Here is a 15,883-nt window from a genome sequence, read left to right on the forward strand (position 1 = left end):
TTACCACGATTGTGTGTCAGGCATCACAAAGAAATCCGGTTTTCTGAAACCGGTTACAATTTTTAGGTCGTCATGAGATATGCCCGCAGAAACGGGCATAAAGAAAGGATAGTGGTTATCGAACGGAGGTGCGCAAAATACGGTTTTTTCCCTGCTCTTTTGCCTTATACAGCGCTTCGTCCACGCTGCCGATGAGCTGCTCGAGAGGTTCAAAGCGCCATTCTCCCATTCCGCCGCTGAAGGTGACATTTAATCCCTCCTCACGCCATGCTCTGCTGGCAACCGCCGCGCGCCAGGCTTCCAGCAATGAGTGAGAAAGCTCAAGATTGTCGGTTGGGAATATCACCGCAAATTCCTCGCCGCCGTAGCGATAGACAGAAATATCATGTGGCTGCATGATCTGAATGCCTTCACGCGCGACGTTACGCAAGACGATATCGCCGCTGAGATGGCCCCAGGTATCGTTAATGGACTTGAAATTATCAATATCAATCAGCGCCAGTATGAAGGGTTGCTGATGATTCATCAGCGCAGCAATATCGCTGTCAAAAGCGCGTCGATTCTTGCAGCCGGTCAGCGCGTCAATGGTTGCCTGGCGTACAAAGTCCCGCTCACGCTCTTTGTTTGACTGAATGGCCTTGCTAAGCATGGCCTCAAGGCGGGGGGCACGGTTGACCTCACCGGTTTTAATCGCGTTAATGATATTCATCAGTACGGTGCGCGAAGCGTGGCGCAGATACAGGCCGAATAAAATAATGATGATAGCCGCAAGTGAAAAACCCCAGGCGATGATGCTTGTCTCATGGCGGGTAATATCCGTCAGCGTGCGATCGGCAACGCGATAAACGACGAACCACTCCGGGTTGGTTAACGCGTAGTAGTAATACCAGAACCCGGTTTTTTGATCGTAAAGATGTCCTTCACCGCTGGTCATCTGATCCATCAGCGCCGTGCTGACATGCTGCTTAAACAGCTCCCCCGTATCCGGATGAAGCACGACTTTCCCGTTACGTTCCACCACGAAAAATTCACCCTGAACGGGCGCCACCATCTGGCGTAGGGTGTAGCCCATGGAAGTCAGATCAAGATGAAAAGCGAGTGTTCCCTTCAGCTTGCCCTCTGGCGAAATCACGGGCTTAAAGAGGGTCACCGTCGGATGATGGAGAAAGTAATCTATATAAGGGCTGGTGTAGCGGCTTAAGGTACTGGATTCAGCCTGCCCAACAAACCACGGGCGCGTACGGGCATCAAAGGTTTTACTGCTGTCTGTTTCCAGCACTTCCGGCGCCCGCAAATAGTGCCCAGCTAAATCCGCCAGAGAAATAGATGAGACCATCGGCATGAGATTCTGCAACTGCATCAACACCTGCATGCCTTTTTCGCGATCGACATTTAAGGCGTTATTTAGCCGGTCATTTCGCGAAAAGAACGTCGCCGCACTACCGAGAATATGATCGTTCTCCCTCAGGATTGAACCCGTATAGTTGACCGCCAGATTGTGGGTGAAATTACGGTTAATGGTATGATAATCATCAATAAACTCCTTTCTTTGCGACAACGTAATAAACACGGCGATCAGAATAAAACTGACCAGGATCCCCGCGAAACTCACCAGAATCGGTGTCGTAAAAGAAAGTTTCCTGCTGTGAAGAGCCATGAGTTATCAATAATCCATAAGGTTTAAGGCCTGAAAATCAAAAAGGTATGCCGCTGAATTATACTTTTCAGAGTATAGGTCAGGATGATTTATCTTAAGAACTCGACAGAATTTCTCTATTTTTTGAAGGCAGGGCGAAACGAGGAAGAGATTTTTCGCCCTGGTCAGCGTCCGTTGCTGACGAGGTGAGAATAAAAAATCGCGCGTCCTCCGACAATCGCCCGATGTGCGCATTACGAGGCGCCTCGGGCGATTTTTGTGGAGTTACACGCTTTTTCAGCGCAACTGCGAGGCGCGTCCCAACCAACTATCCCAGTCTTTCCATACCGGCTGTAAGCCTTGCGCGCTCAGGGCACGGGCGACCTCTTCAGGTCGACGGCCATCATGAGGCGTAAACTGCTCCAGCTCAGGATGATTATCGGCATAGCCGCCGGGCTGTGTTTTCGAAAATGCACTGACGTTGTTGATGGCCAATGGAATGACCCGATCGCGAAATTCCGCTGATTCCCGGGTCGACAGCGACAGTTCGACTTCCGGTGCCAGCAGACGAAACGCGCAGATCGTTTGTACCAGCTGGCGTTCGTCCATGATTGACGCCGGTTCGATACCGCCAGCACAGGGCCGTAGTCGCGGAAACGAGACAGAATAACGGCTTTGCCAGTAATGTTGTTGTAGCCAGAGCAAATGCTCTGCAACCATATAGCAATCGACCCGCCAGCTGTCGGACAGACCAATCAATGCGCCCAGGCCAATTTTATCGATCCCCGCACGGCCGAGCCGGTCCGGCGTGTCGAGCCGGAAAAAGAAATCCTGTTTTTTTCCCTTTAAGTGATGCTGCGCATACATCGCTTCGTGATAAGTCTCCTGATAAACCATCACGCCATCCAGCCCCAGCGATTTAAGCTCTGCATACTGTTCCGTTGAAAGCGGCTGGACTTCCATCTGTAATGAGGAAAACTCGCGGCGAATGGCCGGTAAATGCTGGCGAAAGTAGTCCATTCCGACCTGAGCCTGATGTTCGCCAGTGACCAGAAGAAGGTGCTCAAATCCCATCTCCCTGATCGCTGCACATTCGCGCGCGATCTCGCCCTCATCGAGCGTTTTACGCTTAATACGATTGCTCATCGAAAAGCCGCAGTAGGTACAGTCGTTGGCGCAGAGGTTAGAGAGATAGAGAGGGACGTAAAAACTCACCGTGTTGCCGAAACGCTGCCGGGTCAGCCGCTGTGCCCGTTGTGCCATGGGTTCCAGATACGTGCTGGCCGCAGGGGAGAGTAGCGCCATCATGTCATCGCGAGTCAGATGACGCGCATTCAGGGCATGCTCAACATCCGCCGCGGTTTTGCTGTTTATACGCAGGCGAATGTCGTCCCAGTCAAGTTGCCGCCAGCGGTCTGTGAAGCTGCTCATGAAAAGGTCTCCAGAAAGCCCGTTAACGGGCTGGTTGCCTGAGCCTGAAAACGGCGCGAACCCGGTCCGGCGTGACGTGCCAGTAAACCGGCTTCAACGGCCAGGCGAAAAGCCCGCGCCATCATCACCGGATCGTCAGCAACGGCAATGGCGGTGTTGACCAGTACCGCATCGGCTCCCATTTCCAGCGCCTGCGCGGCATGGCTTGGTACGCCAATGCCGGCATCAATGACGACCGGAACGGTGGCCTGTTCGATGATGATTTCCAGCATCGCGCGGGTTTCCAGCCCCTGATTCGAACCAATGGGCGCGCCTAACGGCATGACTGCCGCGCAGCCCACCTCTTCCAGCCTTTTGCACAAGACCGGATCGGCACCGCAGTACGGAAGAACGGTAAATCCCTGTTTAACAAGAATATCGGCGGCTTTTAGCGTTTCGACGGGATCAGGTAATAGCCAGCGGGCATCGGGATGGATTTCCAGTTTTAGCCAATGGGTGCCGAGCGCTTCCCGTGCCAGTTGAGCGGCAAAGACCGCTTCTTCTGCGGTTTTTGCGCCAGAAGTATTGGGCAAAAGTGTCATGCCAGCCTCCAGCAGCGGAGCCAGAATCGCATCGCTGTGATGACGCAGATCCACGCGCTTCATTGCCAGCGTCACCAGCTGGCTGCCGCTCTCCTGAATGGCGTTAACCATCAGTTGCGGCGTAGCGAATTTTCCTGTGCCGGTAAACAGATGTGAATCAAAGGTTTTATCCGCAATTTTTAACATGTCAGCCTCCCGCGATAACCTGGAAAAGCAGGATCTGATCGCCTTCGCGCACCTGCTGAAGTTCCCACTGCTCGCGCGGCAGGATGTGTTGGTTGAGCGCCAGCGCCATTCCGGGCTTGAGCTGGCGTAGCTGGTCGAGCAGAGCGGCAATGGTCAGTCCCGACGCACACTGCATGGGCTCATCGTTAAACAGGATCCGCATGATTGCCTCCGCAAACCTGACATCCTCGCGCGCGCTGTAAAGCGAGCTGTCGCCAGCTTCCCGAGCGGGCGTCAAACAGTCGTAGCGCATTACGCGGAGTGTTCATGCCGCTGAGTAATTTGATGGCCTCAAGCGCCTGAAGTGTCCCCATCACGCCGACAACCGGGCCGAGAATGCCCGCCGTTCGGCAATTGCGCTGCGGCTCGTCATCGTCAGGCCACAGGCAGCGATAACAGCCCTGCGTCCACGGTGGGGTCAGCACCATCATCTGCCCGCCAAAACCGACGGCGCTGGCGGTGATGAGCGGAGTGTTGAGATCCACGCAGGCCGCGTTAAGCATCTGACGCGTCAGCATATTGTCGGTGCAATCCAGGACCGCGTCGGCGCGGGCGACCTCCTGGCGCAGGGCTTCGTCCCTGAGTCGTTCCTGTATCGTGATGAGCGTGATAGTGGGGTTGAGCGCTTTCAGACGCGCGGTGGTCGCCTGGGCTTTTGGCTGGCTCAGATCGTCGGTGGTGAACAGGATTTGCCGTTGCAGATTGCTCAGATGAACGTCGTCATCGTCAGCCAGCACCAGCGTTCCGATTCCCGCTCCGGCAAGATAGAGCGCGGCAGGAGCGCCTAATCCGCCAAGACCGACGATCAACACCCGGCTGGCGAGCAGCTTTTGCTGACCCTCAATGGCGATGTCGTCCAGCAATATCTGGCGGCTGTAACGCATAAAGTCGCTGTCATTCATCGCCCGCTCCTGCCAGTTCCAGTAATTGTGCTGTCGCGAGCTGCCAGTCTGTCGCCTGAGTTATCGCGCTGACTACCGCGATGCTGCCCACGCCGGTGGCGAGCACATCAGGAGCGCGTTCAAGGCTGATCCCGCCGATGGCGACCGTGGGGTAATCTTTCAGGCGCGCGATATGGCTTGCCAGCTGCGCCAGCCCCTGCGGGGCAGACGGCATCTGTTTGGTTTGGGTCGGGAAAACGTGTCCGAGGGCGATATAAGATGGCCGCGCCGCGAGAGCGATGTCGATCTCCATATCATCGTGGGTCGAAACGCCGAGCCGTAAACCCGCCTGGCGAATGGCATTCAGATCGGTCGTTTCCAGATCTTCCTGACCAAGATGTACGCCGTACGCCTGATGCTTAACCGCGAGCCGCCAGTAATCGTTGATGAACAGCCGGGCATCGTAACGATGCCCCAGCGTAATCGCGGCCATAACATCGCCTTCAACCTCATCATCAGGTTTATCCTTGATGCGTAGCTGAAGCGTTTTTACGCCTGCTGCAAGCAGGCGTTCCAGCCACGTGACGCTATCTACCACCGGATAAAGCCCGAGGCGGAAGGGGACAGGGGGAAAGTCAGGTTGATACATTACACTTCCTCTTTTTTGAGGTAGATTTCGCCGCCTTTGGCGCGGAAGTTTTCCGACATGTCCGCCATGCCCACGTCGATCACCTGTTTCGCCGCGTAGTCGCGCACTTCCTGGCTGATTTTCATCGAGCAGAATTTGGGGCCGCACATGGAGCAGAAGTGTGCCACTTTGCCGGATTCCTGCGGCAGGGTTTCATCGTGATACGCGCGGGCGGTGAACGGATCGAGCGCCAGGTTGAACTGGTCCTCCCAGCGGAATTCAAAGCGTGCTTTTGACATGGCGTTATCGCGGATTTGCGCGCCGGGATGGCCCTTGGCTAAATCCGCCGCGTGGGCGGCGATCTTGTAGGTGATCAGCCCCTGTTTTACGTCCTCTTTATTGGGCAGGCCGAGGTGTTCTTTCGGCGTGACATAGCAGAGCATCGCGCAGCCAAACCAGCCGATCATCGCCGCGCCAATCCCGGAGGTGAAGTGATCATAGCCCGGCGCAATATCGGTAGTCAGCGGTCCCAGGGTGTAGAACGGCGCTTCATGACAGTGCTCCAGCTCTTCGGTCATATTGCGACGAATCATCTGCATCGGTACGTGGCCGGGACCTTCGATCATCACCTGGACGTCATATTCCCACGCGATTTTGGTCAGCTCACCCAGGGTATGCAGTTCGGCAAATTGCGCTTCGTCGTTTGCATCGCGAATCGATCCCGGACGCAGACCATCACCCAGCGACAGGGAGACATCATAGGCCGCACAGATTTCGCAAATTTCGCGGAAATGCTCATACAGGAAGTTTTCCTGATGATGCGATAAACACCATTTCGCCATGATGGAACCGCCGCGCGAGACAATGCCGGTCAGGCGTTTGGCGGTCATCGGCACGTAGCGCAGCAGGACGCCAGCGTGGATGGTGAAATAGTCCACGCCCTGTTCGGCCTGTTCCAGAAACGTATCGCGGAAGGCTTCCCAGGTCAGATCTTCGGCGATCCCGTTGACCTTCTCCAGCGCCTGATAGATGGGTACTGTGCCGATAGGAACCGGGCTGTTACGCAAGATCCATTCGCGGGTTTCGTGGATGTAGCGCCCGGTGGAGAGATCCATGACGGTATCCGCACCCCAGCGGGTGGACCACACCAGTTTTTCGACCTCTTCTTCGATGGAAGAGGTGACCGCAGAGTTGCCGATATTAGCGTTAACCTTCACCAGGAAGTTACGGCCAATAATCATCGGTTCGGATTCAGGATGGTTAATATTGGCAGGGATGATGGCGCGGCCGGCGGCGACTTCGTCACGCACGAATTCCGCGGTGATGTTTTCCGGCAAACGAGCGCCAAAACCTTCGCCCGGATGCTGGTGGCGCAGAACTTCGCTACGAATGCGTTCACGGCCCATGTTTTCGCGGATGGCGATGAATTCCATCTCTGGGGTAACTACGCCCTGACGAGCGTAATGCAATTGCGTCACGCATTTTCCCGCTTTCGCGCGTTTCGGCGTCAACAGACCGGTAAACCGCAGCGCGTCCAGACCCTCATCGGCCAGACGCTCTTTGGTAAAGACAGAGCTGCGATCGGTCAGCGGCTCGCTGTCGTTGCGGGCATCAATCCACGGCTGACGTAGTTTTTCCAGCCCCTGCTGAACGTTGATGGCGACAGCGGGATCGCCGTAAGGGCCAGAGGTGTCGTAGACCGGTACGGCTTCGTTATCTTCAAACTGGGGATTTTCTTTGCTGCCGCCGATGAGGGTTGGGCTAAGCTGGATTTCACGCATCGGCACGCGGATATCTGCTTGCGAACCGGTAATGTAAATGCGTTTAGAGTTGGGGAAAGCGGTGCCTTCCAGCGTATCAATGAAGTGTTGTGCTTGCGCGCGTTGTTCGCGGCGGGTCAGTTTGATTGCAGACATAGCTCATTCCAAATATGAAGGAAGTGGCTTGTCAGACGACGGATGAAGCAAGAGATGTGATCACCCAGAGAGGGTAATACAACAGCATGTTGACTCTTGTTCCCTTCGCAGGTATTAGCCTGATCAGGTTCCGCGGATCCCGAATTAACGGTCTCAGCCCGGCTTTCGCTCTGGGCACTCCGACAAGAAAACACTCCTGCAGGGCAGGAGCGGTATTTGTAAATTACTCGTTAACGCATAAGAACTCAAGCCGGACGCGCGATGTCATCTTCATTGCTGGCCTTCAGATTGCTGTCCAGCACGAGAGCGATGAGCTTGTCTTCAAGCGTGAACCGGGCTTCCATCGCTTCACCGAGATCGGAAAGGGCCTGCTGGAAATCCAGATAATTATCCTGATCGATAGCGTTTTCGAGCGTTGAGTCGTAGTAGTCCATGATCTGCTGGGTATTGGCTTCCAGCAGCGGATAGAGTTTTGTCGCCGTTAAATACGGGCTGGACCCTTCCATTTCGCGGATAATGCGTTCATAAATATTGAAATGACCGTCTGAAAGATAATCAACGAGGCTCTGACAAAAATCATCCAGCGCTTTTTCATTAAGCCGCATATAGGATTCTTTGCCAGGCTTAATGCCGACCAGATTGTAGTAGGCAACAAGCAAATGTTTGCGCACGTGCAGCCAGCGATCGACCAGTTGATGACTTCCTCCAACGCGCTCCGTCAGGCTTTGTAGCTGGTTTAGCATGTTTGACTCCGCAAGGTTAAGATTAAAAGCTGCCCACCCAAAATGTAATAATAATGTTACCAACATGCCTGTGAAGCAAAGGTAGTGCAATAGATATGGATCGTATAATTGAAAAATTAGATCGCGGCTGGTGGATCGTCAGTCACGAACAAAAATTATGGTTGCCCGACGGTGAATTACCTTATGGCGAGGCAGAAAATTTCGATCTTGCGGGGCAGTCCGCACTCAGGATCGGCGAGTGGCAAGGCGAATCCGTGTGGTTGATCCAACAAAATCGCCGCCAGGATATGGGCTCGGTTCGCCAGGTGCTCGATCTGGATGTCGGTCTTTTCCAGTTGGCCGGACGTGGGGTTCAGCTGGCTGAATTTTTCCGTTCCCATAAATTCTGTGGCTACTGTGGCCATACTATGCACCGCAGCAAATCCGAGTGGGCCATGCTGTGTGACCACTGCCGCGAGCGCTACTATCCGCAAATTGCGCCGTGCATTATTGTCGCCATTCGTCGTGATGACTCCATCCTGCTGGCGCAACACACCCGCCACCGCAACGGTGTCCATACCGTGCTGGCTGGCTTTGTCGAAGTGGGTGAAACACTGGAGCAAGCCGTTGCCCGGGAAGTGATGGAGGAGAGCAGCATCAAGGTTAAAAACCTGCGTTACGTGACGTCTCAGCCGTGGCCGTTCCCGATGTCGCTGATGACCGCATTTATGGCTGACTATGATAGCGGGGAGATCGTTATCGATCCGAAAGAGTTGCTGGAGGCAAACTGGTATCGCTATGACGATCTACCGCTGTTGCCGCCGCCAGGCACCGTCGCTCGCCGCCTGATAGAAGATACCGTGGCAATGTGTCGGGCTGATGATGAGTGACATGTTACAATGAGGCCATGACGCTTAAGGAACTGCAAAAATGACCGAACTGAAGAACGATCGTTATCTGCGTGCGCTACTGCGCCAACCCGTTGATATCACGCCTGTATGGATGATGCGCCAGGCGGGCCGTTATTTACCGGAATATAAAGCCACGCGCGCACAGGCGGGCGATTTTATGTCGCTGTGCAAAAACGCGGAGCTGGCCTGTGAAGTGACGCTTCAGCCGTTGCGCCGATTCCCGCTTGATGCGGCGATCCTTTTTTCAGACATCCTGACCATCCCGGACGCGATGGGGCTTGGCCTGTACTTTGAAACAGGCGAAGGCCCGCGCTTTACCTCTCCGATTAAGAGCAAAGCCGATATTGATAAGCTGCCGATCCCGGATCCGGAGCAGGAGCTGGGCTATGTTATGAATGCGGTGCGCACTATCCGACGCGAGCTGAAAGGCGAAGTCCCGTTGATTGGTTTCTCCGGCAGCCCGTGGACGCTGGCGACATATATGGTTGAAGGCGGTAGCAGTAAAGCCTTTACCGTGATCAAAAAGATGATGTACGCCGAGCCGCTGGCGCTGCACGCATTGCTCGACAAGCTGGCGAAGAGCGTCACGCTTTATCTCAATGCTCAGATTAAAGCAGGCGCGCAGTCGGTGATGATTTTCGATACCTGGGGTGGTGTATTGACCGGGCGTGATTATCAGCAGTTCTCGCTGTATTACATGCACAAAATCATTGATGGTCTGCTGCGTGAAAACGAAGGCCGTCGCGTGCCGGTGACACTGTTCACCAAGGGCGGCGGGCAGTGGCTGGAAGCCCTGGCCGCGACCGGCTGTGATGCGCTGGGTCTTGACTGGACGACCGATATTGCCGATGCGCGCCGTCGCGTGGGTGACAAAGTGGCGCTGCAGGGCAACATGGATCCTTCCATGCTGTATGCGCAGCCTGCGCGTATTGAAGAAGAAGTGGCAACGATTCTGGCCGGATTTGGTCAGGGCGAGGGTCACGTCTTTAACCTGGGCCACGGGATCCATCAGGATGTTCCGCCAGAACATGCGGGTGCGTTTGTGGAGGCGGTACACCGACTTTCAGCCCCGTACCATCAGTAAGGAGTCGTTATGGATCTCGCGTCGTTACGCGCTCAGCAGCTTGAACTCGCCTCATCCGTGATCCGCGAGGATCGTCTGGGTGTGGATCCGCCGCAGTTGATCGCAGGCGCTGACGTTGGGTTTGAGCAGGGCGGAGAGGTGACGCGAGCCGCAATGGTATTACTGAAGTATCCTTCGCTGGAGCTGGTTGAATACAAGGTGGCGCGTATTGCCACCACCATGCCTTACATTCCGGGCTTCCTCTCTTTTCGTGAATATCCTGCGCTGCTGGCTGCGTGGGAACAACTCTCGCAAAAACCCGACCTGCTGTTCGTCGACGGTCATGGGATTTCTCATCCTCGTCGCCTCGGCGTGGCCAGCCATTTTGGGCTGCTGGTGGATGTGCCCACCATTGGCGTGGCCAAAAAGCGTTTATGCGGCAAGTTTGCTCCGCTTTCTGCCGAACCTGGCGCTCTGGCACCGCTGATGGATAAAGGCGAGCAGCTGGCGTGGGTCTGGCGCAGCAAAGCGCGGTGTAACCCGCTGTTTGTCGCAACGGGGCACAGAGTGAGCACGGATAGCGCGCTGGCGTGGGTTCAGCGCTGTATGAAAGGCTATCGTTTACCGGAGCCGACGCGTTGGGCTGATGCAGTGGCGTCGGCGCGTCCGGCATTTATTCGTTGGCAGGAAATTCAGCGTTGATTCAGGTAAACTGCCGCTAATTTCCGATTCGAGACATCATCATGTTACAAAACCCGATTCATCTGCGCCTTGAGAAGCTGGAAAGCTGGCAGCATGTCACCTTTATGGCGTGCCTGTGCGAGCGCATGTATCCAAACTATGCCACGTTCTGCAAGCAGACTGAATTTGGTGAAGGCCAGATTTATCGCCGTATTCTCGACCTGATTTGGGAAACGCTGACGGTCAAAGACGCAAAAGTGAACTTTGATTCTCAGCTTGAGAAGCTGGAAGAGGCGATCCCGGCGGCAGATGACTACGATATGTATGGTGTCTACCCGGCTATCGACGCCTGTGTGGCGTTGAGCGAACTGATTCATTCTCGTCTTAGTGGCGAAACTCTGGAACATGCCATCGAAGTGAGCAAGGCTTCGATCACCACCGTGGCGATGCTGGAAATGACGCAGGAAGGTCGAGAAATGACCGATGAAGAGCTCAGAGCCAACCCCGCTGTTGAGCAGGAATGGGACATTCAGTGGGAAATCTTCCGACTTTTGGCCGACTGCGAAGAACGCGATATTGAACTGATAAAAGGCCTGCGCGCGGACTTACGCGAGGCGGGTGAGAGCAATATTGGTATAATTTTTAATCAATGAGACAATAAAACGTGATTTAACGCCTGTTTTGTCGCACCTCGACTCTTCCCTTCTGCCCCCCGTCTGGTCTACATTTGGGGGGCGAAAAAAAGTGGCTATCGGTGCGTGTATGCAGGAGAGTGCTTTTTTGGCATTTTCGTCGCACTCGATGCTTAGCAAGCGATAAACACATTGAAAGGATAACTTATGAACAAGACTCAACTGATTGATGTAATTGCGGACAAGGCCGATCTGTCTAAAGTGCAGGCTAAAGCTGCTCTGGAATCCACCCTGGCTGCTATTACTGAGTCTCTGAAAGAAGGCGATGCTGTACAACTGGTTGGTTTCGGTACCTTCAAAGTGAACCACCGCGCTGAGCGTACTGGCCGCAACCCGCAGACCGGTAAAGAAATCAAAATCGCCGCTGCAAACGTACCGGCATTTGTTTCTGGTAAAGCACTGAAAGACGCTGTTAAGTAAGACGCGTGGCAGTGAACAGTTTTAACAAGGGGGCGGTTTCGCCCCTTTTGTCTTTCTGGCGCAGTCTGCTGGCGCTGGGGGGGATACTGTTGCTCTCTGCCTGTAGCCGTGACTCTTCTCTGCCGCCATTCACCGCCAGCGGATACGCTGACAACCAGGGCGCTGTGCGCATCTGGCGCAAAGATAACAGCGGTGATGTCCGCCTGCTCTCGGCATTCAGTCCGTGGCACAACGGCAATACGTCTACAGCGGAATACCGCTGGCAGGACGATAAGCTATCGCTGATTGAACTCAATATCTACAGTAAAACGCCCGAACATGTGCGCGTGCGTTTTGATGACCACGGCGAGCTGAGTTTTATGCAGCGTGAAGTCGGCGGTCAAAAACAGCAGCTCTCCAGCGATCAAATCGCATTATACCGTTACCGTGCCGAGCAAATTCGTCAGACCAGCGATGCGCTGCGTCAGGGACGTGTCGTGCTGCGTCAGGGGCGCTGGCATACGAATGGGTCTGTTACCACGTGCGAAGGGCAAACCGTGAAGCCTGATCTTGAATCATGGGCAACAAAACATATCGAACGTCGTCAGCGACACTCTTCAGTGGAAGTGAGCGTGGCCTGGCTTGAAGCTCCGGAAGGTTCGCAACTGCTGCTGGTGGCGAATGAAGATTTCTGTACCTGGCAGCCGACCGAAAAAACGTTCTGAAGTCAGTGCCCCCTCCGGTCGGAGAGGGCGAATGGCTATTACTGTTCTTGCTCGCGAGCTATCGCCCGATAGCCAATATCATGGCGGCTAAAGCTGCCGTTCCAGTGAATATCGGCCATCAATGCATACGCGCGTTTTTGCGCTTCGGCGACGGTATTGCCCAGTGCAGTGGCGCACAGTACACGGCCACCGTTAGTCAGAACCCGGTCATCGGCAGCGAGTTTTGTGCCGGCATGAAACACTTTGCCGCCATCCACTTCTTCCAGCGGTAAACCGTGGATCTGCTCGCCATTGTTGTAATGTCCCGGATAACCGCCAGCGGCAATGACCACACCTAACGAAGCGCGCTCATCCCAGTCGGAAGTTTTCTCGTCCAGTTTACCTTCGCAGGCGGCCAGACAAAGCTCAACCAGGTCGGATTTCATGCGCAGCATGATTGGCTGAGTTTCCGGATCGCCAAAGCGACAGTTGAATTCGATAACCTTTGGGTTGCCCTGTTTGTCGATCATCAGGCCTGCATACAGGAAACCGGTATAAGTGTTTCCTTCGGCCGCCATCCCTTTTACCGTTGGCCAGATGATGCGTTCCATGGTGCGCTGATGCACTTCATCGGTCACTACCGGTGCCGGGGAGTAAGCCCCCATACCGCCCGTGTTCGGGCCAGTATCGCCATCGCCCACGCGTTTATGATCCTGGCTGGTCGCCATTGGCAGAACATGCTCGCCATCGACCATCACGATAAAGCTGGCCTCTTCGCCATCAAGGAACTCTTCAATAACGATGCGGTGCCCGGCATCACCAAAAGCATTCCCCGCCAGCATATCCTGAACTGCGGCTTCGGCCTCTTCGAGTGTCATTGCAACAATCACGCCTTTACCGGCAGCCAGACCGTCGGCTTTGATGACAATCGGCGCGCCTTTCTCACGCAGATAGGCCAGGGCTGGTTCGACTTCGGTGAAGTTTTGATATTCACCGGTCGGGATTTTGTGGCGTGCCAGGAAATCTTTAGTGAAGGCTTTGGAGCCTTCAAGCTGTGCGGCGCCTTCCGTCGGGCCAAAGATCTTCAGGCCAGCAGCGCGAAACGCATCCACCACGCCAATCACCAGCGGCGCTTCCGGGCCAACGATAGTCAGATCAATCTTCTCGTTCTGCGCAAAGCTCAGCAGTGCCGGAATATCGGTCACACCGATATCGACGTTTTGCAGGGTTGGCTCCAGTGCCGTGCCCGCATTACCCGGGGCGACAAAGACGGTGCTCACCAGCGGCGACTGTGCTGCTTTCCACGCCAGGGCATGTTCGCGCCCGCCATTACCAATCACTAATACTTTCATTGTCTGCTCCGATGATTAATGGCGGAAGTGGCGCATGTCGGTAAAGATCATTGCAATGCCGTGTTCGTCGGCAGCGGCAATCACTTCGTCATCGCGAATAGAACCACCCGGCTGGATAACACAGGTCACACCTACCGCAGCGGCTGCATCAATACCGTCACGGAACGGGAAGAAGGCGTCAGACGCCATGGCAGAGCCTTTCACTTCCAGCCCTTCATCGCTGGCTTTAATACCGGCGATTTTCGCGGAGTAAACGCGGCTCATCTGGCCTGCGCCAATACCGATGGTCATATTTTCTTTCGAGTAGACAATGGCGTTGGATTTGACGAACTTCGCCACCTTCCAGCAGAACAGCGCGTCACGCAGTTCCTGTTCGGTCGGCTGACGTTTGCTGACTACTCGCAGGTCACCTGCGGTCACCATACCCAGATCGCGATCCTGAACCAGCAGCCCGCCGTTAACACGTTTGAAATCCAGGCCCGGAACGCGATCGGCCCATTGGCCACAAATCAGAACGCGCACATTCTGTTTGGCGGCGGTGATCTTCAGCGCTTCTTCAGATGCGGAAGGGGCAATGATCACTTCGACAAACTGGCGGGAGATAATGGCCTGCGCAGTCTCGGCATCCAGTTCACGGTTGAAGGCGATAATGCCGCCGAAAGCAGACGTCGGGTCGGTTTTATAAGCGCGGTCGTAAGCATCAAGAATCGAAGAGCTGACTGCAACGCCGCATGGGTTGGCGTGCTTCACAATGACGCATGCCGGTTCGCTGAACTCTTTGACACACTCCAGCGCCGCATCGGTGTCGGCGATGTTGTTATAAGAGAGGGCTTTACCCTGAACCTGCTGCGCGGTCGCTACGGAGGCTTCTTTGATCTCTTCTTCTATATAGAAGGCGGCGTGCTGGTGGCTGTTTTCACCGTAACGCATATCCTGCTTCTTGATGAAGTTCAGGTTAAGGGTACGCGGGAATTTGCCGGAAGGCTCTTTGCTCTCACCGTGATAGGCGGGAACGAGGCTGCCGAAGTAGTTGGCGATCATGCTGTCATACGCGGCGGTATGTTCGAAGGCTTTAATGGCGAGATCGAAACGGGTGGCAAGCGAAAGAGAACCGTCGTTGGCATCCATTTCTTTAATAATGGTTTCGTAGTCGTTGCTCTTAACGACGATAGCGACATCTTTATGGTTCTTGGCCGCGGAGCGAACCATGGTTGGACCGCCGATATCAATGTTCTCTACGGCATCTTCCAGAGAACAGCCTTCGCGGGCGACGGTCTGGGCGAACGGATAAAGGTTAACAACAACCATATCGATTGGCGCGATCCCGTGTTCTTCCATAATACCGTCATCCTGACCGCGACGACCGAGAATGCCGCCGTGTACTTTTGGATGCAGGGTCTTTACACGTCCATCCATCATTTCCGGAAAACCGGTGTAATCGGACACTTCGGTTACCGGCAGACCTTTATCTGCTAACAGGCGAGCGGTTCCGCCAGTGGAAAGCAGCTCTACACCACGTGCAGAAAGTGCCTGAGCGAATTCAACGATACCGGCTTTATCAGAAACACTGAGCAGAGCGCGGCGGACTGGACGACGTTGTTGCATGGTAAATCCCCTGGATTTCACGATTACAGAGAGCGTTAGATGAATTTTCCGCAAAAAACTCATCTAACACACCTGACGGGGCATCCTTGTTTAGCGCGTGCATTTTAACGAAAACGTTTGCGCAACGCTCGCGAATTTTCAAATTTTCGCAGCATTGTGGATAAGTCTGTGTAAAAAAAGGTATAAGGCGGGGTTTTGCTGTGGAATGCAGCAGTCAGTCATTTTTCTGTCATTTAGGTATTGCGGCCTGCTGAGAACTCCCTATAATGCGCCTCCATCGACACGGCGGATGTGAATCACTTCACACAAACAGCCGGTTCGGTTGAAGAGAAAAAATCCTGAAATTCAGGGTTGACTCTGAAAGAGGAAAGCGTAATATACGCCACCTCGCAACGGTGAGCGAAAGCCGCGTTGCACTGCTCTTTAACAATTTATCAGACAATCTGTGTGGGCACT

The 15,883-nt window shown here is 54.5% G+C and carries 16 protein-coding genes and 1 riboswitch; of the genes, 6 read left to right on the forward strand and 10 right to left on the reverse strand.

Going from position 1 to position 15,883, the window contains the following annotated elements:
- Positions 1-115: 115 nt before the first annotated feature.
- The 8 genes from SOM82_RS00915 to rsd all read right to left on the reverse strand — a co-directional run bounded on the left by SOM82_RS00915 (position 116) and on the right by rsd (position 8,041).
- Positions 116-1,657, reverse strand: a complete 1,542-nt coding sequence (locus SOM82_RS00915; RefSeq protein ID WP_320461702.1) for a sensor domain-containing diguanylate cyclase — start codon at positions 1,655-1,657, stop codon at positions 116-118.
- Positions 1,658-1,933: 276 nt separating this feature from the next.
- Positions 1,934-3,067 carry a 2-iminoacetate synthase ThiH gene (gene thiH / locus SOM82_RS00920; RefSeq protein ID WP_320461701.1) on the reverse strand — a complete coding sequence of 378 codons (1,134 nt, stop codon included), beginning with the start codon at positions 3,065-3,067 and terminating at the stop codon, positions 1,934-1,936.
- Complete coding sequence (thiG, locus tag SOM82_RS00925) at positions 3,064-3,834, reverse strand: thiazole synthase (protein ID WP_320461700.1); 771 nt, start codon at positions 3,832-3,834, stop codon at positions 3,064-3,066. Before thiG ends, thiH begins: the two co-directional genes overlap by 4 nt.
- A gap of 1 nt (position 3,835) precedes the next feature.
- A complete protein-coding gene (gene thiS, locus SOM82_RS00930) occupies positions 3,836-4,036 on the reverse strand; it encodes a sulfur carrier protein ThiS (protein WP_154129111.1) in 201 nt (66 codons plus the stop codon).
- Entirely contained in the window at positions 4,020-4,775 is a 756-nt protein-coding gene (locus SOM82_RS00935; protein ID WP_320461699.1) for a HesA/MoeB/ThiF family protein, read from the reverse strand. The genes thiS and SOM82_RS00935 overlap by 17 nt, the downstream gene beginning before the upstream one ends.
- Positions 4,768-5,403: a thiamine phosphate synthase gene (gene thiE / locus SOM82_RS00940; RefSeq protein WP_320461698.1), complete on the reverse strand. Its 636-nt coding sequence runs from the start codon at positions 5,401-5,403 to the stop codon at positions 4,768-4,770. The genes SOM82_RS00935 and thiE overlap by 8 nt, the downstream gene beginning before the upstream one ends.
- Positions 5,403-7,298 (reverse strand): phosphomethylpyrimidine synthase ThiC, encoded by a 1,896-nt coding sequence (thiC, locus tag SOM82_RS00945; RefSeq protein ID WP_320461697.1) that lies wholly within the window; start codon positions 7,296-7,298, stop codon positions 5,403-5,405. The genes thiE and thiC overlap by 1 nt, the downstream gene beginning before the upstream one ends.
- 83 nt (positions 7,299-7,381) lie before the next feature.
- A riboswitch (TPP riboswitch) is annotated at positions 7,382-7,490 on the reverse strand.
- Between the two features lie 53 nt (positions 7,491-7,543).
- Positions 7,544-8,041: a sigma D regulator gene (gene rsd, locus SOM82_RS00950; protein WP_154129107.1), complete on the reverse strand. Its 498-nt coding sequence runs from the start codon at positions 8,039-8,041 to the stop codon at positions 7,544-7,546.
- A gap of 95 nt (positions 8,042-8,136) precedes the next feature.
- On the opposite strand from rsd, the gene nudC reads away from it, so the two are divergent.
- The 6 genes from nudC to SOM82_RS00980 all read left to right on the forward strand — a co-directional run bounded on the left by nudC (position 8,137) and on the right by SOM82_RS00980 (position 12,491).
- A complete protein-coding gene (gene nudC, locus SOM82_RS00955) occupies positions 8,137-8,910 on the forward strand; it encodes an NAD(+) diphosphatase (protein WP_320461696.1) in 774 nt (257 codons plus the stop codon).
- A 40-nt stretch (positions 8,911-8,950) separates the two neighbouring features.
- The gene (hemE, locus tag SOM82_RS00960; RefSeq protein WP_320461695.1) at positions 8,951-10,015 is read left to right on the forward strand and encodes a uroporphyrinogen decarboxylase; all 1,065 of its coding nucleotides are present in this window, start codon (positions 8,951-8,953) and stop codon (positions 10,013-10,015) included.
- Positions 10,016-10,024: 9 nt separating this feature from the next.
- Complete coding sequence (gene nfi / locus SOM82_RS00965; RefSeq protein WP_320461694.1) at positions 10,025-10,696, forward strand: deoxyribonuclease V; 672 nt, start codon at positions 10,025-10,027, stop codon at positions 10,694-10,696.
- Positions 10,697-10,737: 41 nt separating this feature from the next.
- Complete coding sequence (locus SOM82_RS00970; protein WP_154129103.1) at positions 10,738-11,328, forward strand: YjaG family protein; 591 nt, start codon at positions 10,738-10,740, stop codon at positions 11,326-11,328.
- 186 nt (positions 11,329-11,514) lie between these two features.
- Positions 11,515-11,787, forward strand: coding sequence for a nucleoid-associated protein HU-alpha (hupA, locus tag SOM82_RS00975; RefSeq protein ID WP_002445246.1), 273 nt, complete (start codon positions 11,515-11,517; stop codon positions 11,785-11,787).
- An 11-nt stretch (positions 11,788-11,798) separates the two neighbouring features.
- The gene (locus SOM82_RS00980) at positions 11,799-12,491 is read left to right on the forward strand and encodes a DUF1481 domain-containing protein (RefSeq protein ID WP_320461693.1); all 693 of its coding nucleotides are present in this window, start codon (positions 11,799-11,801) and stop codon (positions 12,489-12,491) included.
- A 38-nt stretch (positions 12,492-12,529) separates the two neighbouring features.
- Here SOM82_RS00980 and purD read toward each other — a convergent pair whose 3' ends face one another.
- Both purD and purH read right to left on the reverse strand, forming a co-directional pair.
- On the reverse strand, positions 12,530-13,822 hold the full coding sequence (gene purD / locus SOM82_RS00985) for a phosphoribosylamine--glycine ligase (protein WP_320461692.1): 1,293 nt from the start codon (positions 13,820-13,822) through the stop codon (positions 12,530-12,532).
- Positions 13,823-13,837: 15 nt separating this feature from the next.
- A complete protein-coding gene (gene purH / locus SOM82_RS00990; protein WP_154129101.1) occupies positions 13,838-15,427 on the reverse strand; it encodes a bifunctional phosphoribosylaminoimidazolecarboxamide formyltransferase/IMP cyclohydrolase in 1,590 nt (529 codons plus the stop codon).
- Positions 15,428-15,883: the final 456 nt, after the last annotated feature.

The sequence above is a fragment of the Lelliottia sp. CFBP8978 genome, from assembly GCF_034046055.2.
GTDB lineage: Bacteria > Pseudomonadota > Gammaproteobacteria > Enterobacterales > Enterobacteriaceae > Enterobacter.